Consider the following 21,955-nt stretch of genomic DNA (forward strand, 5'->3'; position numbering starts at 1 on the left):
TGCGGCTTACTCCCACTCGCAGATGCCGAAGTTCAGGTGCGGCTTGGCGCCGGTCTCGTCGGCGTCGGCATCGACCAGCTGGAAGCGGATCTCGTTGTCGCCCACCTTCCACATGCGGGTCTGCAGCGTGGTGCCCGGCAGCACCGGCGAGGTGATGCGGGTCTTGAACCGCTTCATGCGCTCCGGCTCGCCCGGGAAGAACGAGCTGATGATGTGGCGCATCGTGAAGCCGCCCAAGCTCACGCCGTGGGCGATGGGACGAGCAAGCCCCGTCTGCTCGGTGTAGGCGAAGTCGATGTGCTGCTGGTGCCAGTCGCCCATGAGACGGTAGATCAGCGGCATGTTGAGCGGCATCGTCTCCTCCACCACGGCGTCGGGCGCGCGGTCGGGCATCTCCACGATGTCCTTCGGGGGCTTGGGGCCTCCCCAACCGCCGTCGTAGATGCACACGTCCCAGGTCTCGGTCTCGCACAGAAGCGTGCCGTCGGAGGAGTAGGAGCGTCCGGTCTGCTTCGAGAGGCACCCGCGGCCCTCGCCGCGGTCGTACAGCGCGTCCTGGGTGACGAACGTCTCGATGCGGTCGTTCATCTTGAAGGGCGCGTGCAGCTTGATCTCGAAGCCGTAGTGCAGCGAGCCGTCGTAGTCGTAGCCGTAGTCCAGCGTGCGCGTCATCTCCTCGTGCACGGTCAGCGGCGCGCCGAAGATGGGCAGCACCTTGAGATCGGGGTTCGCGGCGTCCCCCTCGTTCACGTACTCGAGGTCCGTCTTCCCGTCGTAGCCCGCGTTGCAGCCCAGCGCGCAGATCTCCAGGTCCTTGAATGTGTACTCCCTTACGAACGGCCCGAACTCCTTACCCACGATCTCAGTGCTGATAGCCATAGTCCCTCTCCTTATCTCCCAAGTCCCCAAAAAGGGTACTCATTCACCAGGTTCACTCGTACGTGCCACGGTCGAATCCCCCGCTGCGCTTGCCGTAGGGTCGCAAACGAAAAGAGGCGAGGTCGAGGGCATCGGGCGGCACCCACCAAGCGAGTTTCCCCTTCGGGGACTTGCTCCGCTTCGCTCCGCGGCGCCGCAGCGCAGCGAGGACTGTCTGAGCGACTGGGCGCTGCCCGATGCCCTCGACCGTCCCGCAGGTCATTTCAACAATTTCTTCTCGATTTTCATGGAGCACGTGCGGGGGAAGCTGTCGACGATCTCCACGTACGAGGGGACCTTGAACCCCGCCATGTGCTCCTCGCAGTACGCGAGCACCTCCTCCTCGGTGATCCGCGCGCCTGCGGCCGGCAGCACGAAGGCCTTCACGGCCTGGTCGCGGATGGGATCGGGCACGCCGATGACCGCGGCCTCGGCGATGCGCGGGTGGCCTGCCAGCACGTTCTCCAGCTCGGTGGTGGAGATGTTCTCCCCCGCCCGCTTGATCATGTTCACCTTGCGGTCGACGAAGAAGAACCAGCCGTCCTCGTCCACGTACCCCTTGTCGCCGGTCTTCAGCCAGCCGTCCTCGGTGAACGTGCGCGCCGTGGCCTCGGGGTCGTTGAAGTACTCCTTCATGATGGTGCGGCCGCGCACGCCCCTCACCTGGATTTCGCCTACCTCGCCCGGGTCGGCCTGCGTGCCGTCCTCGCGCGTGATGCGCACCTCGTAGCCAAGTCCCGCGCGTCCCACGGAAGGCCACCGGCGCGCGCCGGTGGGCGGGTCGGTGAGCACCCAGCCGATGGACTCGGTGGAGCCGTACGTGTTCATGAGCGACACGCCGAAGCGCTGCTCGAACGCCTCCTTCTCGGCGTCGGACACCGGCAGGAAGTAGAGGATCTCGCGCAGCTCGTGGTTGCGGTCGTCGGGCGAGGCGGGCTGCAGCATGAGCGTGCGCAGCATCATGGCCACGCACTGCGTGACGGTTGCCTTGAACTCGCGGATCTGCGACCAGAAGCGGCTGGCGCTGTACTTCTCCACCACGATGAGCGTGGCGCCCACGGTGAGCACCGGCATGAGCGCGGCCAGCTGGAAGTTGGAATGGCAGGCGGGCATGGTGGTGAGCAGGCGGTCGTTCTTCGTCAGCGCGACCTCCCAGTCGCCATACAAGCCGCTGAACAGGATGTTCGCATGCGTGAGCACCACGCCCTTCGGGCGCGAGGTGGTGCCGGACGTGAAGATGATCTCGGCCGGGTCGTCGGCGCTCAGCGGGCGCACCTCGTCGAGCTCGGCCGCCGCCTCGGCGCGCAGCCGCGAGAAGTCGTGCAGGGACCCGTCGCGCTCGAGGGCGGCGCGCGCTTCTTCGACGCCCTCGACCTTGTCGTCGTGCGTGCGCGCCACCAGCACGCCCTTGGGGCAATACGGGCCGCTGTCGCGCACGGCGCGGTACAGGCCGAGGAACTTCGGCTCAACCACCGCGCACGAGGCCTCGGTACGCTCGAGCACGAACGCGGCTTCCTCCACCAGGTACTGCTCGTTCATGGGCACCATGACGGCGCCGATCTTCGCCAACCCGAACAGGCACATCATGAACTCGGGGCACGTGCACAGCTGCACGGCCACGCGCTCGCCAGCCGCGACCCCCATCGAGAGGAACACGTTGGCCGCCCGGTCGATCTCCTCGTTGAACGCGCGATACGTGTACGTGCTGGTCGAACCCGTGCGATCGCGGAAGAGGAGGAACTCGCGCTCGCCGCACGCGGCCACGAGGCCGTCCCACAGGCTGCGCACCGTTTCGTTTCCCACGATGTCGGTCAATCGTCTCACCTTTTCCATCCGTCGATCCCCTGGTAATCCGCACGATGCCGTCGTCGAGGGCCCTCGCCCGCAAGGGCGGCATCGTGCGGATGCGCGGCGAGTTCTGCCGGCCGCGCATCCGACGTGGCGCCCGGGAAGCGATTCCCGGACGCGAGGTACCGCGTTAGCCGATCTTCACGACGCCGGCCGCGGCCAGCTCGTCGATCTGCTCCTGCGTGTAGCCCAGCTTCGTCATGACGTCGACGGTGTCGCCGCCCTGATGCGGCATCGGACGCCAGATCTGACCCGGGTTGTTCTTGAACTTCGGGAACACGCCGAGGCCGTGGAAGGTCTCGCCGTCGACCGTCTCCCAGTCGACCCACGTGTTGCGCAAGCGCAGGTGCTCTTCTTCCACGAGGTCTTCCATGTCGTTGACCACCTGCACGGCAATGCGGTGCGCGGCGAAGTCCTCTTCGATGTCGTACTTCGAGTTGGCCAGGCAGTACTCTTCGAACGCCTTCTGGATCTCGTCGGCGTGCGGGTTGGACAGCCACAGGCCGCTCGTGTCCTCGGGGATGTCCTCGGTGCCCCAGAGATGCCCCAGGCCGATGGTCTCGAGGAAGTACTTGTTCTGGTCGACGCCGTACAGGCACACGCCCAGGAAGCCGTCCTTGCACTTGAACTCGCCGATGCCGCAGAGGTTCTGGTTGCGGGCGCCCGGACGAGGCCACTTGATGCCCTCGTTAAGGTAGTCGACCAGGTAGTACTGGCCGATGGCCAGAAGCGTCTCGTACATGGCCAAATCGATGCTCTCGCCCTTGCCGGACTTCTCGGCCTTGTACAGGGCCGCCAGCGCCGAGGAGGCGATCATCAGCGTGTTGAAGTAGTCGCCCGCGTAGGGTCCGGGGAGCATGGGCTGCTCCTCCGTGCCGTTCTGCATGATGATGCCGGAGTAGGCCATCACCGTCAGGTCGTAGGCGGCGCGCTTCACCATCTTGGGGTCGCCCTCCTGGCCGAAGCCGGAGACGTGTACGATGACCATCTTGGGGTTGAGCTCCCACAGCACGTCGTCGGTGATGCCCTTGCGAGCCCACGTGCCGCCCTTGGAGGCCTCCATGAAGATGTCGGCGTCCTTCACGAGGTCGAAGAACACCTTCTTGCCCTCTTCGGAGAAGTAGTTCAGGGCCACGGAGCGCTGGTTGCGGCGCTCGGCCTGCTTCACGTACGCGGTGTCGCGGATAGTGTCGCCCGCGCCCGTGTTCTCGAGCCAGACGACGTCGGCACCCCAGTCGGCCATGAGGTCGGCGGCCTTCGGGCAGGCCAGCTCCACTGCCGCGTACACGACCTTGACGCCGTCGAGCGGGCCGTACGAGGGCTTTTCGGTAGGAATTGCCATAGTTGAATCCTCCTTGAATGGTGACGGCTTGCCGTGGCGGCCGGCTAGCGGTTCAGAACCCGAAGTCATTCGGACACGGCCGATAGGCCGCTTACCTCATTGACCTCGGAACCTTCACCGCTATCCGACTCGCCACGACAGCCCTGTCCAATACTGACTAAACGGAGCTCCTGCTTACTTCTGCTTGTACTTGATGGAGGCGCCCTTGGAGGTGGCGAGGATCATCATCTCGTCGGTGCCGCCGGAGACGCGGTCGACGCGCAGGTCGCGCCAGATGCGGTTGATGCGATGCTCAGAAGCCACGGCGATGCCGCCCATGATCTGCATGGCGTCATCGGTCACTTCGAAGGAGGCGTTGGCGCAGTAGTACTTGCACATGGCGGCAGCGGCCGGGTCGAAGTTGCCGTCGTTGTTGTCGGCGTTCCAGGCGGCCTCATACAGCATGTTCTTCATGTTCGTCAGCTTGATGCACATATCGGTGATCTTGATCTGGTTGAGCTGGAAGCGGCTGATGGGCTTCCCGAAGGCGATGCGGCTGTTCGCGTGCGCCATAGCATCCTCGAAGGCGCAGATGGCGGTGCCGTAGTCGCAGGCGCCCACGAGCCAGCGCTCGAAGTTGAAGTCGGACACGCCGCGCATGAAGCCGTTGCCCTCTTTGCCGAAGATGTCCTTCTCCTCAAGCTCCACGTTGTCCATGTAGACCTCGCAGCAGCTGTCCATGCGCAGGCCCAGCTTGGTCAGCGGGGACAGCTTCACGCCCGGCTTGGACATATCGAGGAAGAACTCGGTGAACATGGTCGGGTCGTCGGCGTTCTTCGCCATGATGACGAGGTACTTCACACCGGCCGAGGAGGTGATGAAGGTCTTGGTGCCGTTGAGGTAGATCTTGCCGTTCTCGCGCTTGTAGGTGGTGGCCAGCGCGCCCACGTCGGAACCGGCGCCCGGCTCGGTGCAGGCCGAGTTCCAGATCTGCTCGCCGGAGCCCAGCGTGCTCATGACGGCCTCGATCTGCTCTTCGGTGCCCTCGCGGATGATGGTCTCGAAGCCGGGCAGCTGGTACAGCACGTAGGTGGGGGCGCCGTACTTGCCCAGGATCTCGTACACGGCCATCAGCGTCACGCAGGGCTGCTCCAGGCCCAGGCCGCCGTGGCTCTCGGGGAGCATGATCTGGTCGAAGCCCAGCTCGCAGAGGCCCTTCACCCAGCGCAGCGGGTACTCGTGCTTCTCGTCGCACTCGTGGAAGTAAGTCTCCCAATTCTCGCTCTCCATGTACTCGCGGTAGCTATCGACGATAAGCTCCTGCTCGTCCGTCAACTTGAAATCCATGACGATCCTCCTTTTAGTGTTTGTGCAACGGGGCTGATCCCCCGCTGTAGCCTTGATTGGTCTTCCGGCCGCGGCGCCTACAGCCCCAGCTGCTCGCGGTAGAAGGTCGCGCCGTGCTCGAGGGCGTCGTTTGCCGCATCGAGCATCTTGGTGTAGTGCAGAAACGCGTGGATGACGCCTTCGAACACCTCGTAGCGGACGGGCGTGCCGTACTGCTCGCAGATGGCTGCCAGCGTGGCGCTGTCGTCGCGCAGCGGGTCGTACTCGGCCGCCGCGATGTAGCAGGCCGGCATGTCGCGCTCCAGGTCGTTCAGGAACAGGTTCGCGTAGGGGCTGGCCGCCAGCTCGGCGGGGTCGTTCGCGTACATCTGCATGTAGAACTGCCAGTCGGCCTCGGTAAGCCCGTCCCACGGACCGCCCAGAAGGCGCATCGAAGACGAGTCGGTCAGGCCGAACCAGCCGTAGTACAGAAGGCAGCACTTCACGAAGTCGCTTGCGCCTTTCTCCTCGCGCAGGTACATCGTGGCCGCAAGGCCCAGATGCGCGCCGCCGGAGTCTCCGGCGAAGGACAGGCGCTCGCCGTCGATGCCGTGACGGGCGCCCTGCTCGTGCAGGTAGGAGGCCACGGCGGCCACCTCCTCCACCGCGCTGGGGAACTTGGCCTCGGGCGACAGACGGTAGTCGACGGCCACCACCGGCACGCCGGCATGGCTTGCCAGGACGCGGCACACGCGGTCGTGCGTGTCGAGGTTGCCCAGCACGAACCCGCCGCCGTGCACGTACACGATGGCCGGCATGGCGGGCTTCCCTGCCGCACGGCCAGCAGCGGCTGCAGCCGTGGGATAGTAGTAGCGCACCGGAATGGCGCCGTAGGGGCCGTCCACCTCGGCATCGAGCTTCTCGGCCATGACCGGTCCGCCCTCGCACCAGAACGCGCGGCCGGCCACGTAGTTCTCGCGCATTTTCTCGAAGCCCACGCTGGTATCGTTCGCGTCGCCCGCCAGCTCGTCCTCTTTGGCGAGCACGGCCTTCATCTGCGGGTTGATCTTCGAGAGCACGTCGAGCTTGTTCATTGCAACCTTCTTTCGCGAACCGATCGATGCGGGATGGTGGATCCGGTGGAACAACGGGATCGAGACGCGGGGACGCTGCTTGCAGCGGCGCGCCCCCGCGCTCGCTGGCGGCGCGTTACGCCTTGGCGGACTCGCCGTCCTCTGCGGCCGCGACCGCGTCGGAGGCGCCGAAGTGCTTCTTGATGGAGCGGAGCAGCATGACCAGCGCGATGCAGCCGATGACGCCGAACATGATCTCGAAGCCGAAGATGCTGGAGAACGCTGCCGTACCCTGGGCGTCGATCATGCCGCCGTACCAGGTGTGGATGAACACGTCAGGCAGGAAGCCGATGACGGACAGCAGGCCGGAGGCGGTGCCGAAGATGGCCATGGGGATCTTGACCTCGGACAGCGGCGAGGAGCCGATGGAGAAGGCGCCGTAGGTGGTGAAGCCGAACACGACCACGAGGATGGAGGCGACCATGGCGCCGGAGGGATCCTGCGGGAACAGGATGAAGCCGACGAGTACCGCGATGGACAGGATGAAGCCGCCCAGGATGGTCTTCGAGGGGCTCTTGATCTTCGTGGCGATGAAGCCGACAATGGGGCCGGCGATGAGGCCGATGCCGTAGGTGCGGATGAGGCCGACGATGTTCACGAGGTTGCCGTCGGCGTTGAAGCACTGCGTGAGGTACGGCGTGGTGTAGGTAGCGCCCTGGTACACGGCGTAGCAGGCGAAGTACGCGACGCAGGCCCAGATGACGCCGGGGTGCTTGATGGCCTGGATGGCCTCCTTGACGCTGAACAGCTTGGCGTCCTTATTGATCTCGCCCTTGAAGTCGGGGATGATGAAGAAGGAGACGACGCCCAGGACGGCGATGACGACGCCCAGGAAGATGAGCATGGCCTGCACGCCCGCGGAGCCGGAGATGGCCGCGATGATGCCGGCGTTGATGAGGCCGATGACGAGGCCGGTGACGCCGTAGATGGAGTAGCTGATGCCGATCTTGGAGGCGTACTCGTTCTCCTCGCAGCACAGGCGGATGACCTTGAAGCGCGTGCCCCACCACACGAGGATGGAGGTGACGCCCATGAGCACGAACAGGATCAGGCAGATCTGCACGGAAGGCAGCATGGCGTACACGAACACGAGCACGGCGGTGGCGATGAAGCCGACCCATGCCAGCGTGCGCATGCGGAACTTGTCGGCCACGATGCCGGAGGGCAGGTAGCAGATCATGGCGGCGATGCCGTAGGCCGACACCATGAGGCCGAGGTCGGCGTTGGTGGCGCCGAGCGCTTGCATCAGCGGATCGTAGAAGACGTTCTTCAGATACATCGGCGCGTAGATGATCGACGAGCCCATGGAGATGAGCACGACGAGCGCCCACTTGTGCAGGGTGGAGAGCTCCTTGTAGGTAACCTCTCCCTTGCTCTTGGCAAGCAATGACATCCTTACTTCCTTTCTCCTTGTCTGCGCCCAGTCTCTCAGTCGGTCGCCGGCACGTTCATGGCGGCGACCGGCGGTGAACCGAGCCGTTGGGTGCATTCTGTTCGCAGACTGTGGTTTTGCCATCGCAAAATCCCCACTAATTGGCCTAATACTTACTTTCTTGCGAGGCGTTACCGAAGAATTAGTGATAGATTCTCGCCGTGATGAATAAGGCGGAGGCATTGGGAGCCACCCTGCGAAAGGGCAGCTCAACGGCATCATCATCCATCGCTAACGGGAGATAGGAAGGGTGGTCGGCTTTATGACGCTCCAATCGGCAGCACCGTCGGACCGGAAAACGGGAAAAGAGGGGTACTTGACGGATCTTGCGACTCGTCCTGCGCTGAAATACGTGGGATTCGCGTTGCTTTTAGCATGGCACTACGCTCTATGGTTCGTCCCGCACATGTTCACGCAGACCGAACTGCTGGACGAGCGCGTCACCATCTCCTGGCTGGTGAACTTGGGCGCCACCGTGGTCTCGCTGCTGCTCATCGCGTTCATGCTGGGGCGCAAACGTCACCTTTCGGCCTACCGTTGGCTCTACGTGGCCGCGCCGGCGCTCACCTGCCTTGCAACGTTGGCGATATGCCTGATTCCTCAAGTGTTCACGGTGCCCGGCCTCGCCTACGCGCTGTCCTTCTTTCTCGGCATCACCGAATCGGTCATGTGGATCCTCTGGGGCGAGCGCTACGCCTGCGTGAAGGCGAACTTCACCCTCCGCCACATCGGCACGACGTTCGGGCTGACGCTGCTCGGAACCATCATCCTGGCGTGGGTGCTGCCCTCGTACGTGACGACGGCGTTCGTCTCACTGCTGCCCATCGCCTCCGGCATGCTGCTGGTGGCCGCTCGCCGCGACGGCTCGCGGGCGTTTCCGGTGCTGTTGCCGAAGAGCGCGGCTCAGGACGGTCTCAAGAACATGGTCGCGGTGAGCATCATCACCTTCCTGGCCAGCGTCGCGTGCTACTTCCTCGTGGCCATCATCCCCTGGGAGGTGCTGCCCACCGGAGACGTCAGCTTCACGTTGGGCATCCTCGGAGGGGCGGCCATCATGCTGGGCATCGCCGGCATCAGCATCGCGTCGAAGGACAAGGCCAGCATATTCAAGATGTTCCCCTGGCTGCTGGTGCTGCTGATCGCGGCGTTCGCGCTGTTCCTGGCCGACGAGGTGGCGTTCTTCCCCGCCTTCATCATGGCGACCGGCATCTCGTCGCTGCTGGAAATCCTGCTCATCATGTACTTCGGCATCCTCACCTCGAAAGGCTACGTGACGCCGGCCGTAGCGTTCGCCTTCTCCGGCGCGTTCGTGCGCGCGGGCATCGCCGTAGGCAATACGTGGGCCGTAGGCTACGAGCACGCCCCCGAGCTGGCCTTCGCCATCACGCCCGAGACGTGCCTGGGGCTCATGTGCGTGCTGGCCGTGCTGCTGGTGCCGCTGGTGCGCCAGGAGTTCAACATCGTGGCGCTGACGGCCGCGCCGCCCACGAAGGCCGAGATCGACGAGATCTGCTCCGAGGTGGCCAAGGAGTTCAGCCTGTCGGGGCGCGAGGCCGAGATCCTCGTGCTCATCGCGCGCGGCTACACCACGAACAACATGGCCGAGAAGCTGGTGATATCGCCGTACACCGTGAACACCCACGTGCGGCACATCTACGAGAAGATGCAGATCCACAAGCGCAGCGAGCTGCTGAACTACCTCAACATGCAGCGCAGCGATTTCTAGAAAGCTCTGCATGCAGAAGCGCCCCGATCGGGGCGCTTCGCGTTCGTCATGCTCCCCCGCCTGCTTCTAGATGCAGGGGATCTTTACTCCGCAGGGTAGAAGCCGCTCGGCTCTTCGCCCAGGTTGATCATGATGTTCTTCGTCTGGGTGTAGTGCTCGAGCATAATCTTGTGCGTCTCGCGGCCGATGCCGGACTCCTTATAGCCTCCGAACGGCGCTCCGGACGGGATCTGGTTGTAGGTGTTCACCCACATGCGCCCGGTCTTGACGCCCTGCGCGACGCGGAAGGCGCGGTTGATGTCGCGCGTCCAGACGGCGCCGCCCAGGCCGTACACGGAATCGTTGGCCAGGTCGATGACCTCTTGCTCGTCTTTGAACTTGATGACCACGGCCACCGGCCCGAAAATCTCTTCCTGGGCCACGCGGCAGGAGTTGTTCGGCACCTCGATGAGCGTCGGCTTCAAGAAGGCGCCCTTGGCAAGCTCGCCTTCGGTCGCGCGCTCCCCGCCGCAGAGGACGCGACCGCCCTCCTGCTTGGCGATCTCCACGTACTCGAGGATCTTGTTCATCTGATTCTGGTCGATCTGGCTGCCCATCTGGGTGTCGTCCTCCCAAGGCATGCCCACCTTCACCTTGCTGAACGCCTCGCACGCGTCCTCGACGAACTTGTCGTAGATATCCTCGTGCACGAAGATGCGGCTGCCGGCGCAGCACACCTGACCCTGGTTGAACAGGATGCCCAGCTGGATGCCGTCGAGCATCATGTCCCACTTGGCATCGGGGAAGATGATGTTCGCCGACTTGCCGCCCAGCTCCAGCGTGGCCGGGATGAGGCGCTCGGCCGCCGCGCGAGCCACGTCGCGACCGACTTCGGTCGACCCGGTGAAGGCAAGCTTGCTGATCTTGGGATTGTCGAGGATGTACTGACCCGACTTCGAGCCGCGGCCCGTGACCACGTTGAATACGCCGGCCGGAATGACGCCTTCGGTGAGCTTGGCAAGCTCGAGCACCGTGAGCGAGGTCGTGGACGAGGGCTTGAACACCGTGCAGTCGCCGGCGGCCAGCACGGGAGCCAGCTTCCAAGCGGCCATGAGGAACGGGAAGTTCCACGGCACGATCTGGCCGACGACGCCGATAGGCTCGTGCAGCACGAGCGACATCATGTTGCCCGGAAGCAGGTCGGCCTCTCCCGTGTCGGCCAGCAGCACGCCGGCGAAGTAGCGGAAATGGTCGACCGAGTACGCCACGTCGATGGCGCGCGTCTCGCGGATAGGCTTGCCGTTGTCCAGCGATTCGAGCAGCGCGAACCTCTCGGCGTTCTCCTCGATGAGGTCGGCCACCTTGTTCAGGATGATGGCGCGCTCGGCCTTCGACGTCTTGCTCCAGGTTTCGAACGCCTTCCATGCGGCGTCGACCGCGCGGTCGACGTCTTCCTTCGTGGCGTCGGCGATGGTGGAAAGCTGCTCGCCGTTGGCCGGGCAGTACACGTCGAGCGTGCCGCCGTCGGACGCGTCGACCCACTTGCCGTCGATATAGAGCTGGTATGATTTCTGAGCAGGGTTGTTCATGAGTGCTCCTTTCAGATAAGGTCGCATGCCGCTTCCCCGCCGCTGCGTCCGCACCGTCTCTCAACGCGCGATCCGCGGATCCGGCGGGCAGCCCGCATGCCCGCTGAGCGACCTCAAGGCCGTTGCGGCCAAGATACACCCTCGCATGCGATGCGGCGGCCTCCGTTACCAACTGTTAACACGAGCGGTACTATTTCCTCGATTGATGCACGATACGTAACAATTAGGGAACGGCGGGCGTTCGCGAACGGTTCTTTTCGGTCGCGAACGGCCGAGCACGAGAACGGCCTCGGCGCGATGCCGAGGCCGTTCTTCGTCAAGGGGAAAGCGGGAAGCGATATCCGGAAGCGCCCTAGAGGGCCGTGCCGGCGATCCAATCGCCGTACTCCACGTGGCCGTCGTGCTTGTCCACGCCGCGCGCGATGGTGATGCGCTGCACGGTGGGAGCGCCCTCTTCCAACCACATGGCGCGGCAGTCGCGGTACAGGCGCTCGGTCGGGCCGTACGGCGAATCCTCGAAGTAGCCGTCGCCGCCGAAGATCTCCAGCATCTCGTCGGACACCATCTTCACCGTGTCGATGGAGAACAGCTTGCACATGGCGGCCTTCTCGTCGACGAACTCGTTGTGCGGATCCTTGTCGTAGTCGTCGGCGAAGTCCATGACCATGCAGCGCAGTGCGTGGATGTTCGTGGCCATGTTCGCCAGCTTCATCTTGATGGCCTGGCGCTGGATGATCGGCTTGCCGAAGGTGACGCGGTCGCGAGCGCGGGCGATGGACATCTCCAGCATGCGCTGGGCCATGCCGAGGTTCGAGTCGGCGATGTGCACGCGGGAGATGGCGAGCGAGTGCATGGCCACTTCCATGCCCTGGCCCTCCTCGCCCAGCAGGTACTTCGGGTCGAGCACGACGTCGGTCATCTTGAAGCCGGCGTGGCCCGCGCCGCGGCAGCCCATCATGTGCGGCATGGGAACCAGTTCGAATCCCGGCGTGTCCATGGGCACGAAGAAGGCGGACAGGCGCTCGTCGCCCTGCTTCTCAGGGTCGGTCACCGCGATGACGTAGGCGTACTGCGAGCAGTCGGTGTGGGAGATGAGCCACTTCTCGCCGTTGAGCACGTAGTTGCCGTTCTCGTCCTTGAGCGCGGTGGTATGCAGATCGGCGCCGGTGCCGCCCGTCTGCTCGGTCAGCGCGAAGTTCGTGAAGATGGTCTTGTCCTGGAACTTGTCCATGAACTCGGCCTTGAGCTCCGGCTTGCCGTAGTCGTCGAGGATGCGCCAGTTCAGGTCGGCGGCGTAGTGCAGGTGCATGCGCATGCCGCCCGGTCCGCGGGAGAACTCCTCCTGCACCTGCAGGATCTCCTTCTCGGACAGGCCCCATCCACCGTACTCCTCGGGCAGCGCGTAGCGGTACAGGTTGTTCTCGATGGCCAGGTCGTAGAATTCCTGCGGGAACTTGTTGGTGACCTCCACCTCCTTCTGCATCTCCTCGAACGGACCCTCGGCGAGCGCACGCACCGTCTTGAGGTACTCGCGGAACTCCTCTGGGGTAAGCTTGCTCATACATCCTCCTTCAACGTCTTGCCAGACTGTCGGTTTCGCGCTGCTTCCCCGTCGTGTCGGCGAGTGGCAACCGCGTTGGCCTCAGTTTGCACCCTAAACGAATATTTTGTCCAATAGGTAATCGATGATGATTCATTTGCCAAAGGATAGGTTTTGGCTATGGTTCCCCTTCTGCCGTCGATTCCCCCTGGATCAACTGTTTCTTCATCCTGCTGCAATATTGCATATTTTACCAGTTCATACACCCTCTATGCCACCAGCATACCAACGGCTTTGTCCGGTTGCATGGCGCTATCGATAGGAGGAACCTATGAATCGGCCGTCGATTCACTGAAAAGAACCTATTGGACACCAACGCGAATATGGGTGCAAACTGTACGAAGCGACAGCTCGAACGAAACGGGCGCGGCACCCCCTCTCCCGTTTCGCGGGGACACGGACGGACGGGGTCGTGCGCGCAGGACGAGCGCTGCGGACGATCTGCACAGAGAAGGAGCGTTGACTATGGATTTCAGCCTGACCGTCGATCAGGAACTGCTGATCGAGAGCATCCAGGAATTCGCCGAGAGGTACTTCGACGAGGACACCGTGAACGCCATGTACGAGAACCACGGCATCCCCGACGAGATCGGCGAGGCGTACCGCGACGCCGGGTTCGCCTTCATGGGCCTGCCCGAGGAATGCGGCGGCATCCCGTGCGACAAGCTCACGCTGGGCCTCATGACCGAAACGCTGTACCACCGCACCGGCTGCATGACGCCGTTCATGACCGCCATGCTGGCCACGGCCGACGTCGCCGAGTTCGGCACGCCCGAGCAGGTGTCGCTGGTCGTCGACCAGTACAACAAGTCGGGCAAGCCCATCGCATCGCTCGCGCTTTCCGAGCCGGGCGCGGGCTCCGACAACAAGGCCATGAGCACCTACACGAAGCGCCAAGACGACGGCACCTACATCATGAACGGCCAGAAGACCTGGGTCACGAACGGCGGCAACACGCCCTACATGCTGGTGGTGTCCAAGGACGAGCACCCGGCGCACGCCAACGAGAGCATGTCGCTGTGGCTCATCCCCACCGACGCGCCCGGCCTGTCCACCGCCCCGCTCGACAAGATCGGCCAGCAGATCATCCCGTTCGTCGACGTGTTCTTCGACGAGGTCAGGCTCACCGAGGACATGCGCCTGGGCAAGGAGGGCGAGGGCTTTCTGCTGCTCATGAAGAACTTCGAGATCGAGCGCTGCCTCGTGGCGGCCCAGTCCCTGGGCCTTGCGCAGGCCTGCATGGACGACGCGGCGGCCTACGCCAACGAGCGCTACGCCTTCGGCAAGCCCATCGGGTGGAACCCCATGATCCAGGACATGCTTGCCGAGATGGAAACCATCCTGGAGAACTCGCGCAACATGCTGTACAAGACGCTGTGGCAGCTGGATCAGGGAGAATCGGTGCGCACCGAGGCGGCCCTGCTCAAGCGCTACGCCACGGTGGGCTGCACGAAAGTGGCCGACATGGCGCTGGAGATATTCGCGGCGCTGGGCTACACCACGGCCTCCCGCGTCGGCCGCATCTGGACCGACCTGCGCGGCAACCAGCTGGCCGGCGGCACCGTGGAGATCATGAGCTACATCGCCGGACGACAGATCCTCAAGCGCTACGCGAAGTGACGCGCCGCGCAGACACGAAGCAAGCACCCATCGAACGAAAGGAATCCGCATGAACATTGCCGTAGCAGTGAAAGTGGTGCCCGACGACCAGGACATCGCCGTCGCGGCCGACCGCACCCTCGACTACTCCAAGGCCCACCAGGTGGTGAGCGAGTACGACCTCAACGCCATCGAGGCGGCCGCCCTGCTGGCCGAGGATGCCGGCGCCACCCTGTACGCCGTCAGCGCCAGCAACGCGAAGGCCGACGACCTCAAGGTGAAGAAGAGCATCCTGTCGCGCGGCCCCGCCGAGCTGTGCATGATCGCCGACGACGCGTTCGCCTTCGCCGACGCCCGCGTGACGGCGCGCGCCCTGGCGACGCTCGTCCGGGGCATCGGCGAGGTCGATCTCGTGGTGTGCGGCGACGGCTCGGCCGACATGTACGCCGGCCAGGTGGACGTGCAGCTGGCCGCCGAGCTGGGCATGCCGGTGGTCAACGCCGTCACCTCCATCAAGCTGGAAGACGGCGTCGCAGTGGTGGAGCGCACGCTTCCCGACGTCGTGGAGGAGATCGAGGTGCCGCTGCCCGCCGTGGTGGCCGTCACGCCCGAATGCGCCTACCCGCGCATCGCCGGCATGCGCGAGATCCTCACGGCGGGCAAGAAGCCGGCGACGGTGACCTCGGCCGCCGACGCCGGCGTGGACGTGAGCGCTGCGGTGGAGATCGCCAGCGTCACGGCCCCCGAGCAGGCCGCGCGCAAGCGCCAGGTGTTCGACATGAAAAACGACGGCGACTTCGACGCGTTCGCGTCGGCGGTTGCCGCAGCCGTCCGCGCGTAGCCGCAGTACGAAAGAGAGGCATGCATCATGAAAGCATTCGTCATAGCTGAAACCGCCGACGCCCAGAAGGAGCTGTGCGCCGGGGCGCGCACGCTCGCCGATGAGGTCCTGCTCGTCTCCATCGGCAGCGCGCCCCGCACGGGCGTGGCCGACAAGGCCTACGCCGTGGAGCTGCCGCAAGGCGAGCTGGTGGAGAACGCCTACGACGCCGTGGCCGCCCTGTACGACGAGGTCGCTCCGAACACGGTGCTGTTCGAGCCCACCCCGCGCCTCAAGATCGTGGGCGGCCGCCTGGCCGCGCATGCGGACGCGAGTGTGATGTGCGACGTCACCGCGCTCGACGGAGCCGAGGCCGAGAGCCTCTACTTCGGCGGCCTCGCGACGAAGAGGCAGCGCGCCGTCGGGCCCGTGGCCTTCTACTCCTGCAGCGGCACCGCCTTCGACGGCATCGAGGCCTCGGGCACCGACGTCGTGGAAGAGCGCGCGTTCGTCGCCCCGCAAAAACCCCTCAAGCTACGCGGCACGCATGAAGTTCCGCACGCGGGCACCGACCTGAGCCGCGCGTCCGTCATCGTGGGGGCCGGCCGCGGTTTCGCCCACGAGGAGGACTTGGAGCTGGCGCGCAGCCTGGCCTCGGCCGTCCACGGCGAGCTGGCCTGCTCGCGCCCGCTCGCGGAGAACGAGAAGTGGCTGCCCAAGAACACCTACCTGGGCGTTTCGGGCCGCATGGTGTCGCCGAAGGTGTACTTCGCCGTCGGCATCTCGGGCCAGATGCAGCATATGATAGGCGTGCACAACGCCGATGTCGTCGTAGCCGTGAACAAGGATCAAAACGCGCCGGTGTTCGCCCAGGCAGACTACGGCCTCGTGGCCGATCTGCACGAAGCGCTGCCGGCCCTCGTCGAGAAGCTCTCCTAAGCGACCCGACCGACTGAAAGGCTGATTCCATGTCCGATGATCAGTTCGACGCGATCGTCGTCGGCGCCGGGTGCGCCGGCGCGGTCGCAGCCTACCGGCTGGCCTCCGCGGGCCGTTCCGTTCTCGTAGTGGAACGCGGCAACTACGCCGGCGCCAAGAACATGACCGGCGGGCGCATCTACACGCATGCGCTCGCCCGCGTGTTCCCCGACTTCGAGGGAAGCGCTCCCCTGCAACGGCGCATCACGCACGAGAAGATATCGATGGCCGCCCCCGATGCCCTGTTCACCATGGACTTCACGGCCGACGAGCTGCGCGAGTCGGGCAAGGACTCCTACGCGGTGCTGCGCGGACCCTTCGACCAGTGGCTGGCCGAGCGGGCCGAGGAGGCGGGAGCCGACTTCATCTACGGCATCGCCGTGGAGGACCTCATCGTGCGCGACGGGCGGGTATGCGGCGTCGTCGCAGGCGGCGACGAGGTGGAAGCGCGCATCACCGTCTTGGCAGACGGAGCGAACTCCCTGCTCGCCCAGAAGGCGGGACTCGCCGACGACGTCCCCCTTCCCTGCCAGATGGCCGTGGGCGCGAAGGAGACCATCGCGCTTCCGCCGTCGGTCATCGAAGACCGGTTCCTGTGCGCGCCGGGCGAAGGCGCAGCATGGATGTTCGCCGGCGACTGCACGAAAGGGCGCGTGGGAGGCGGGTTCCTGTACACGAACGACGACTCGATCTCGCTCGGCCTCGTGGCAACGCTGTCGGATCTGGCCGCGGGCGACGTGCCCATCTACCAGATGCTGGAGGACTTCAAGCAGCGCGCCGACATCGCCCCGCTGGTCAAGGGCGGCGAGCTGGTGGAGTACTCCGGGCACCTCGTGCCCGAAGGCGGCCTCGCCATGGTTCCGCGCCTGTACGGCGACGGCGTGCTGGTGTGCGGCGACGCGGCCATGCTGTGCATGAACCTGGGGTACTCGGTGCGCGGCATGGACTTCGCCGTCAGCTCGGGCGACCTCGCGGCCGACGCCGTCATGCGCGCGCTCGAGGCCGACGACGTGTCGGCCGCGCAGCTGGCCGCCTACGAGCAGCTGCTCGACGGCTGCTACGTCCTGCAGGACCTCAAGCGCTTCCGCCGCTTCCCGCGCTATATGGAAGAGACGACGCGCATCTTCAACGAGTACCCGGCCATGGCCCGCGACATCATGCTCAACCTGTTCAAGGTGGACGGGCATCCTCAGGCGCGCATCAAAGACAAACTTCTGGGCCCGCTCAAGCGCGTGGGGCTGTGGCGGGTGGCGCAGGACGGCAGGAAGGGGATGAAGGCCTTATGAACGATCCGGTCATCAGCGTGAACGTGGACGCCAAGCTGGCGCTCAACAAGTACAACGTGGACGAGGGGCACGCGCACATCGCGCTTTCGGACGATGCGGACCGCGCGGAGTTCCGCAAGCTCGTGCTGGCCTGCCCCGCCGCGCTGTACAAGATCGACGAGGACGGCGGCCTGTCGTTCGACTATGCCGGCTGCCTCGAGTGCGGCACCTGCCGCATCCTGTGCAGCAGAACCATCGTCGAGCGATGGGAGTACCCCCAGCCCACCATGGGCGTGGAATATCGGTACGGGTGAAGACGCCCCCTGTCGCCATGCCGGCCAGCACGCGGGGCGGCATGGCGGGGCAATACCCTCACATCCTCCTTTTTGTGTAACGGCGCGCGCTTCATTCCCCCGTATAATAGAAGCGGTGTTCGACGCGGCGCACGATCCCAGGGGGCTACCGATGAACCTTTCGCAGCTGTACTACTTCCGCAAGCTCGCAGAGCTGCAGCATTACGCCAAGGCAGCGAAAGAGCTCTACATCACGCAGCCTTCCCTGTCGAACGCCATCAGCTCGCTCGAACAGGAGCTGGGCGTGTCGCTGTTCCAGAAGACGGGACGCAACATCCATCTCACGAAGTACGGCGCCGAGTTCCTCGCCTACGTGAACAAGGGCCTCGAGCAGATAGACAAGGGCATCGCCATCATGAAGAACTACGCCGGCACGGGCGACGGCGGCAAGATCGACCTCGGCTGCATCATCACCGTGCAGACCGACTTCATCCCCAAGCTGCTCAACGGCTACAAGGCCGCTGCCGGAGGCGTCGCGTTCAACGTGCGCGAGGACACCTCGATACCCCTCGTGAAGGATCTGCTGAGCGGCTGCTACGACGTGGTGTTCTGCGCCAAGGGCAACGAGGATCCCGACCTCGCCTACGTGCCCGTGCTCACGCAGAAGGTGGTCGTGGCCATGAGCTCCGATTGCCCGCTGGTGGAGAAAGAGTTCGTCACCCCGACCGACCTGCTGGAGCAGCACCTCATCACGTACGTCGACACCATCCCGCTGGGACGCGCCGTCAGGCGTATGCTCGACGAGTGCGGCATCAAGAACGTGGAGTACAGCTACCTCGACGAGTCCATCCTGGCCGGATTCGCGGCCAACGGCGTGGAGGCGGCCGTCATGCTGGACACCTTCCTGCTGCGCAGCGTGGACGACGTGGTGGTGAGGCCCTTCTACCCGAGCGCCCTCGATCGGCGCAGCTGCCACCACCGCGTGTACATGGCCTACAGCACGAAGAACTACCACCCGTACCGCGTCGACCACTTCATCCAGCACGTCATCGAGACGAAGGCGCTCAAGCCCGATCCGAACGCCTGCTACATCGACTGATCCCGACCCCTTTGGAGGATTGCCATGGCAGCCGCAGACCCCGCCGCCTTAAGCCCCACGCGCACGCGCGCCACCTGGAAGCCCGGCGTGTCAGACGAGCCGCTGCCCTTCTACGGCTGCGACGGATGCTCGGCGGCGTTCATCGGCATCGACGGCGGCGAGGGCCCGCGGCTCTCGGGCGGCGGGAGGCGGCCCACCATCGAGCTGCCCTACGCACCGGCGCCCGATCCTGCCGCTTGCGGCGGTTTCCTCGAGCGCCTCCCGGCGGCCAGCGCTGCGGACTGCGCCGATTCGATCGAACTTTCCTACGACGTGGTGGGAGGCTTCGACGCGAACGCGCTCAGGGTGTTCTGGAAGGTGCGCGAAGCCGGCTGCGAACCGCGCTGGTTCGCGCTCAAGGCGTTCACGGGAATGCAGCTGAAGTACGTGCTGCCAGGCAAGCGGGCGCCTATCGTGTTCGCGCTGGGCGACGAGGACGCTTACGCCTACTGCGACGAGGATCCCTGCGTCGGCTGCACGTTCCGCTGCAAGCGCGGCTTCGAGCTGTACGCCTACGTCGAAAAGATCGGGCTCGTCGCGCAGAGCGTGCACCGCGAGGCCGTCACGCGCTAAGCGACACCCCCTCCGCCCGATCAGGCCGGAAACCCAGGTCGATCCCAGCGCCTTCGGCGTCGAATCCCTTCACGAAGTCGATGAACGACTGCACGGCCGCGGTCTTGGCGTGCTTCGCGTTGACGGCCAGGTACACCCAGTAGAAGTCGGGGCGCACGCCCTCGAGCGGCACCGTCGTTATGTTCGAGAACACCTTGAGGCCGATGGAGTTCAGCATGAGCGCGGCCAAGCCGCCGTCCACCGACAGGGCGGACGCCATGGTGATGTCGTCGTCGTAGAGCGCCTCGACGCCCTCGAGCGGGCTCTGCTCCAAGATGCGCTGCACCGCCTCCCCGATGGGAGTGCCCCGCCGGTACGTGATCAGGCGCTGGCCGCACAGCTCTTCCAGCGCGATCGAAGAGCGGCCCGCCAGCGGATGGTCCGCGCGCACGCCCAGCTCCAAACTGCGGTTCAGCACGGGGAAGTACTCGATGTCGGGCTCGCGGTCGCGCCGTCCGCAGAAGGCGACGTCGAGCGTCTCGTTGTGCAGGCTCTGCGTGAGGTAGTTCGTGAACGCCTGGTACGTCTCGATGCGAACCTCGTCGCCGACGTGCTCGCGATAGGCTTTGAGCAGCGTGGGCAGGTAGTCGTCCTGCACGGTGAACGTAGCGCCCAGGCTCACGGTGCCGCCCAGCTGCGTTTTTCGGCGGTTCATCGCGTCGATGCCGTCGTCGAGGGAGCGCAGGCTGTCGCTCACGTAGCGGTAGAACTCGCTGCCGTTCGACGTCAGCTTGACGCTGCGCCCATCGCGGCAGAACAGCGCGACGCCCAGCTCCTTCTCCAGCGAGCTGATCGCGTCGGAGAGCGTCGGCTGGGCGATGTAGAGCTCTTTCGCCGCGCGCGTGTAGTGCTGCAGCTCGGCGAGCTTCTTGAAGTAGTAGAGCTGGGACAGGTTCATAGCGATGCTCCCCCGCGATCCCGACCGGTTGAAGAAGACGCTCGTCGGGGGCTCGCCGCAGCGAGCCCCCGATCAAGCCGAAGAGCTGTTCTAGCAGAGTATAGAGCCTATTCGGTCCACTGGCTCTTGAACTTCTTGGCGTTCGCGAACGTGTAGAAGCCGAGCAGAAGGATGAGGACCAGCAGCACCAAGCCGACGATGAACACGGCGTTGAAGCCGAAGCTGGAACCGATCCAAGCCCAGATCATCGATGCGAAAGCGGCGATCAGGTTGAACACGGTGCTCACGCGGGAGTAGATCACGGAGTAGTCGCGCGAACCGAACGACTGGCGCACGATGACCGGCACCAGCACGACGGCCGTGGCGTAGAACGCGCCGAAGATGAATGCGCCGCTGTACAGGATGTACTCGGAAGCAATGCCGAACCAGCAGAGCAGCACGCCGGCGACGCCGCAGACGAACGCGAACACCAAAGCGCCCTTGGCGTTGCGGTCGGCGACCACGCCCAGGATGAGCTTGAACAGCGCCTGGCCCACCATCATGACCGTGGTCATGACGCCGCCGACCACCAGCACGTCGAACGCGACGTCGGTGAGGGACTTCGTGTAGGTGGGGAACTGCATGGCGATGAGGACGGCGATGTTGATGAGGCCCGCGAACACGCACACGGAGTAGAACGCCGGGGTCTTCATGGCGGCCGCAGCGGACAGGCCGGTGGGCTTGGCCGGAGCCTGGCCGGCAACCACGGAGGCGCCGTACGGGGCCAGACCACAGTCCTCGGGCTTGCTGCGCACGCAGAACAGCGTGAACGGCAGCGAGGTGACCAAGGCGATGACGGCCCAGATCAGGTAGATGGTGTGGAAATCCATGCCGCCGGCGCGCAGGCCCGTGAACACGGCGGACCACACGGCGCCGCCGATGCCGGTGAACGCCATGCACAGACCGATGAACGTGCCCGCCTTGTCGGCGAACCAGCGGTTGATCAGCGTGGGGATGGCCAGCCACAGGATGGAGATCTCGCCCAGGCCCAGCAGCACGGCGGCCAGGTAGAACATCCAGATCTCGTTCGAAACGCTCATGAGCAGGAACGCGCCGCCCACCAAGCAGGCCGAAACGGACAGGATGATGCGGATGTCCACGGTCTGCAGCAGCTTGCCCATGAACGGCGAGGCGACGGTCATCGTCAGGTACATCACCGTGACGTACATGGCGAACGCCGTGGTCTCGACGCCCAGGCCCTCGGCGACGACCGGCTGGAACAGGCCCCACGTGGAAAAGCACAGGGCCGAGCACCCGAAGGTGATCATGATGCCCGTGAGAACGACGAGCATATGGCGCACGCTCATCTTCTCTTTCTTAGCTACGGTACTCAATTTGTCCTCCTAATTTTTCCGTCGTCCCCCTTCGTGGAATTGAGCGCGCACGAAAGGGAACGGCACCCCTGACACGGTCTGCTTAGAGCAGGCTCTCTAGCAGTCAT

The 21,955-nt window shown here is 64.8% G+C and carries 18 protein-coding genes; 8 read left to right on the top strand and 10 right to left on the bottom strand.

Annotation, left to right across the window (positions count from 1 at the left end; translation table 11 throughout):
* Positions 1 to 6: 6 nt before the first annotated feature.
* From ELEN_RS09165 to ELEN_RS09195, 6 genes are all read right to left on the bottom strand, one after another.
* Positions 7 to 879 carry a MaoC/PaaZ C-terminal domain-containing protein gene (locus ELEN_RS09165; protein WP_015760805.1) on the bottom strand — a complete coding sequence of 291 codons (873 nt, stop codon included), beginning with the start codon at positions 877 to 879 and terminating at the stop codon, positions 7 to 9.
* Between the two features lie 258 nt (positions 880 to 1,137).
* Complete coding sequence (gene caiC / locus ELEN_RS09175) at positions 1,138 to 2,751, bottom strand: crotonobetaine/carnitine-CoA ligase (protein WP_015760806.1); 1,614 nt, start codon at positions 2,749 to 2,751, stop codon at positions 1,138 to 1,140.
* Positions 2,752 to 2,896: 145 nt separating this feature from the next.
* Positions 2,897 to 4,108 carry an L-carnitine CoA-transferase gene (caiB, locus tag ELEN_RS09180; RefSeq protein WP_015760807.1) on the bottom strand — a complete coding sequence of 404 codons (1,212 nt, stop codon included), beginning with the start codon at positions 4,106 to 4,108 and terminating at the stop codon, positions 2,897 to 2,899.
* A 174-nt stretch (positions 4,109 to 4,282) separates the two neighbouring features.
* Positions 4,283 to 5,434, bottom strand: a complete 1,152-nt coding sequence (gene caiA, locus ELEN_RS09185; protein WP_009304354.1) for a crotonobetainyl-CoA dehydrogenase — start codon at positions 5,432 to 5,434, stop codon at positions 4,283 to 4,285.
* 77 nt (positions 5,435 to 5,511) lie between these two features.
* On the bottom strand, positions 5,512 to 6,507 hold the full coding sequence (aes, locus tag ELEN_RS09190; protein ID WP_009304353.1) for an acetyl esterase: 996 nt from the start codon (positions 6,505 to 6,507) through the stop codon (positions 5,512 to 5,514).
* Between the two features lie 115 nt (positions 6,508 to 6,622).
* The gene (locus ELEN_RS09195; protein WP_009304352.1) at positions 6,623 to 7,939 is read right to left on the bottom strand and encodes an MFS transporter; all 1,317 of its coding nucleotides are present in this window, start codon (positions 7,937 to 7,939) and stop codon (positions 6,623 to 6,625) included.
* Positions 7,940 to 8,294: 355 nt separating this feature from the next.
* Here ELEN_RS09195 and ELEN_RS09200 point away from each other — a divergent pair, with 355 nt between their 5' ends.
* Positions 8,295 to 9,704 carry a helix-turn-helix transcriptional regulator gene (locus ELEN_RS09200; protein WP_233946815.1) on the top strand — a complete coding sequence of 470 codons (1,410 nt, stop codon included), beginning with the start codon at positions 8,295 to 8,297 and terminating at the stop codon, positions 9,702 to 9,704.
* 83 nt (positions 9,705 to 9,787) lie between these two features.
* Here the strand turns inward: ELEN_RS09200 and ELEN_RS09205 are convergent, their stop codons facing one another.
* Positions 9,788 to 11,272, bottom strand: a complete 1,485-nt coding sequence (locus tag ELEN_RS09205) for an aldehyde dehydrogenase family protein (RefSeq protein WP_015760809.1) — start codon at positions 11,270 to 11,272, stop codon at positions 9,788 to 9,790.
* Between the two features lie 352 nt (positions 11,273 to 11,624).
* Complete coding sequence (locus tag ELEN_RS09210) at positions 11,625 to 12,833, bottom strand: acyl-CoA dehydrogenase family protein (protein ID WP_009304348.1); 1,209 nt, start codon at positions 12,831 to 12,833, stop codon at positions 11,625 to 11,627.
* Between the two features lie 504 nt (positions 12,834 to 13,337).
* On the opposite strand from ELEN_RS09210, the gene ELEN_RS09215 reads away from it, so the two are divergent.
* The 7 genes from ELEN_RS09215 (at position 13,338) to ELEN_RS09245 (ending at position 19,538) form a co-directional block, all read left to right on the top strand.
* Positions 13,338 to 14,492, top strand: coding sequence for an acyl-CoA dehydrogenase family protein (locus ELEN_RS09215; protein ID WP_009304347.1), 1,155 nt, complete (start codon positions 13,338 to 13,340; stop codon positions 14,490 to 14,492).
* 49 nt (positions 14,493 to 14,541) lie between these two features.
* Entirely contained in the window at positions 14,542 to 15,312 is a 771-nt protein-coding gene (locus tag ELEN_RS09220; RefSeq protein WP_009304346.1) for an adenine nucleotide alpha hydrolase family protein, read from the top strand.
* Positions 15,313 to 15,339: 27 nt separating this feature from the next.
* Complete coding sequence (locus ELEN_RS09225; protein ID WP_009304345.1) at positions 15,340 to 16,230, top strand: electron transfer flavoprotein subunit alpha/FixB family protein; 891 nt, start codon at positions 15,340 to 15,342, stop codon at positions 16,228 to 16,230.
* Positions 16,231 to 16,259: 29 nt separating this feature from the next.
* Positions 16,260 to 17,555 carry an FAD-dependent oxidoreductase gene (locus ELEN_RS09230; protein WP_009304344.1) on the top strand — a complete coding sequence of 432 codons (1,296 nt, stop codon included), beginning with the start codon at positions 16,260 to 16,262 and terminating at the stop codon, positions 17,553 to 17,555.
* Positions 17,552 to 17,848: a ferredoxin family protein gene (locus tag ELEN_RS09235; protein ID WP_009304343.1), complete on the top strand. Its 297-nt coding sequence runs from the start codon at positions 17,552 to 17,554 to the stop codon at positions 17,846 to 17,848. The genes ELEN_RS09230 and ELEN_RS09235 overlap by 4 nt, the downstream gene beginning before the upstream one ends.
* A 151-nt stretch (positions 17,849 to 17,999) precedes the next feature.
* Positions 18,000 to 18,926 (top strand): LysR family transcriptional regulator, encoded by a 927-nt coding sequence (locus tag ELEN_RS09240; protein ID WP_009304342.1) that lies wholly within the window; start codon positions 18,000 to 18,002, stop codon positions 18,924 to 18,926.
* Between the two features lie 24 nt (positions 18,927 to 18,950).
* Entirely contained in the window at positions 18,951 to 19,538 is a 588-nt protein-coding gene (locus ELEN_RS09245) for a hypothetical protein (RefSeq protein ID WP_009304341.1), read from the top strand.
* On the opposite strand, the gene ELEN_RS09250 is transcribed toward ELEN_RS09245, so the two are convergent.
* Both ELEN_RS09250 and ELEN_RS09255 read right to left on the bottom strand, forming a co-directional pair.
* Positions 19,528 to 20,475, bottom strand: a complete 948-nt coding sequence (locus ELEN_RS09250; RefSeq protein WP_009304340.1) for a LysR family transcriptional regulator — start codon at positions 20,473 to 20,475, stop codon at positions 19,528 to 19,530. The two genes, ELEN_RS09245 and ELEN_RS09250, sit on opposite strands and share 11 nt — an antisense overlap.
* Positions 20,476 to 20,582: 107 nt before the next feature.
* Positions 20,583 to 21,848 carry an MFS transporter gene (locus ELEN_RS09255; RefSeq protein WP_015760810.1) on the bottom strand — a complete coding sequence of 422 codons (1,266 nt, stop codon included), beginning with the start codon at positions 21,846 to 21,848 and terminating at the stop codon, positions 20,583 to 20,585.
* Positions 21,849 to 21,955 lie beyond the last annotated feature (107 nt).

This window comes from Eggerthella lenta DSM 2243 (genome assembly GCF_000024265.1).
In the GTDB taxonomy this organism is placed as follows: Bacteria; Actinomycetota; Coriobacteriia; order Coriobacteriales; family Eggerthellaceae; genus Eggerthella; species Eggerthella lenta.

What these genes read in the sequence shown, in the direction of transcription:
- ELEN_RS09250 (WP_009304340.1), bottom strand. Translation starts at nt 20,475, where the DNA reads ATGAACCTGTCCCAGCTCTACTACTTCAAGAAGCTCGCCGAGCTGCAG.
- ELEN_RS09220 (WP_009304346.1), top strand. Translation starts at nt 14,542, where the DNA reads ATGAACATTGCCGTAGCAGTGAAAGTGGTGCCCGACGACCAGGACATC.
- ELEN_RS09225 (WP_009304345.1), top strand. Translation starts at nt 15,340, where the DNA reads ATGAAAGCATTCGTCATAGCTGAAACCGCCGACGCCCAGAAGGAGCTG.
- caiC (WP_015760806.1), bottom strand. Translation starts at nt 2,751, where the DNA reads ATGGAAAAGGTGAGACGATTGACCGACATCGTGGGAAACGAAACGGTG.
- ELEN_RS09215 (WP_009304347.1), top strand. Translation starts at nt 13,338, where the DNA reads ATGGATTTCAGCCTGACCGTCGATCAGGAACTGCTGATCGAGAGCATC.
- ELEN_RS09210 (WP_009304348.1), bottom strand. Translation starts at nt 12,833, where the DNA reads ATGAGCAAGCTTACCCCAGAGGAGTTCCGCGAGTACCTCAAGACGGTG.
- aes (WP_009304353.1), bottom strand. Translation starts at nt 6,507, where the DNA reads ATGAACAAGCTCGACGTGCTCTCGAAGATCAACCCGCAGATGAAGGCC.
- ELEN_RS09245 (WP_009304341.1), top strand. Translation starts at nt 18,951, where the DNA reads ATGGCAGCCGCAGACCCCGCCGCCTTAAGCCCCACGCGCACGCGCGCC.
- ELEN_RS09165 (WP_015760805.1), bottom strand. Translation starts at nt 879, where the DNA reads ATGGCTATCAGCACTGAGATCGTGGGTAAGGAGTTCGGGCCGTTCGTA.
- ELEN_RS09195 (WP_009304352.1), bottom strand. Translation starts at nt 7,939, where the DNA reads ATGTCATTGCTTGCCAAGAGCAAGGGAGAGGTTACCTACAAGGAGCTC.
- ELEN_RS09235 (WP_009304343.1), top strand. Translation starts at nt 17,552, where the DNA reads ATGAACGATCCGGTCATCAGCGTGAACGTGGACGCCAAGCTGGCGCTC.
- ELEN_RS09205 (WP_015760809.1), bottom strand. Translation starts at nt 11,272, where the DNA reads ATGAACAACCCTGCTCAGAAATCATACCAGCTCTATATCGACGGCAAG.
- caiB (WP_015760807.1), bottom strand. Translation starts at nt 4,108, where the DNA reads ATGGCAATTCCTACCGAAAAGCCCTCGTACGGCCCGCTCGACGGCGTC.
- ELEN_RS09240 (WP_009304342.1), top strand. Translation starts at nt 18,000, where the DNA reads ATGAACCTTTCGCAGCTGTACTACTTCCGCAAGCTCGCAGAGCTGCAG.
- caiA (WP_009304354.1), bottom strand. Translation starts at nt 5,434, where the DNA reads ATGGATTTCAAGTTGACGGACGAGCAGGAGCTTATCGTCGATAGCTAC.
- ELEN_RS09230 (WP_009304344.1), top strand. Translation starts at nt 16,260, where the DNA reads ATGTCCGATGATCAGTTCGACGCGATCGTCGTCGGCGCCGGGTGCGCC.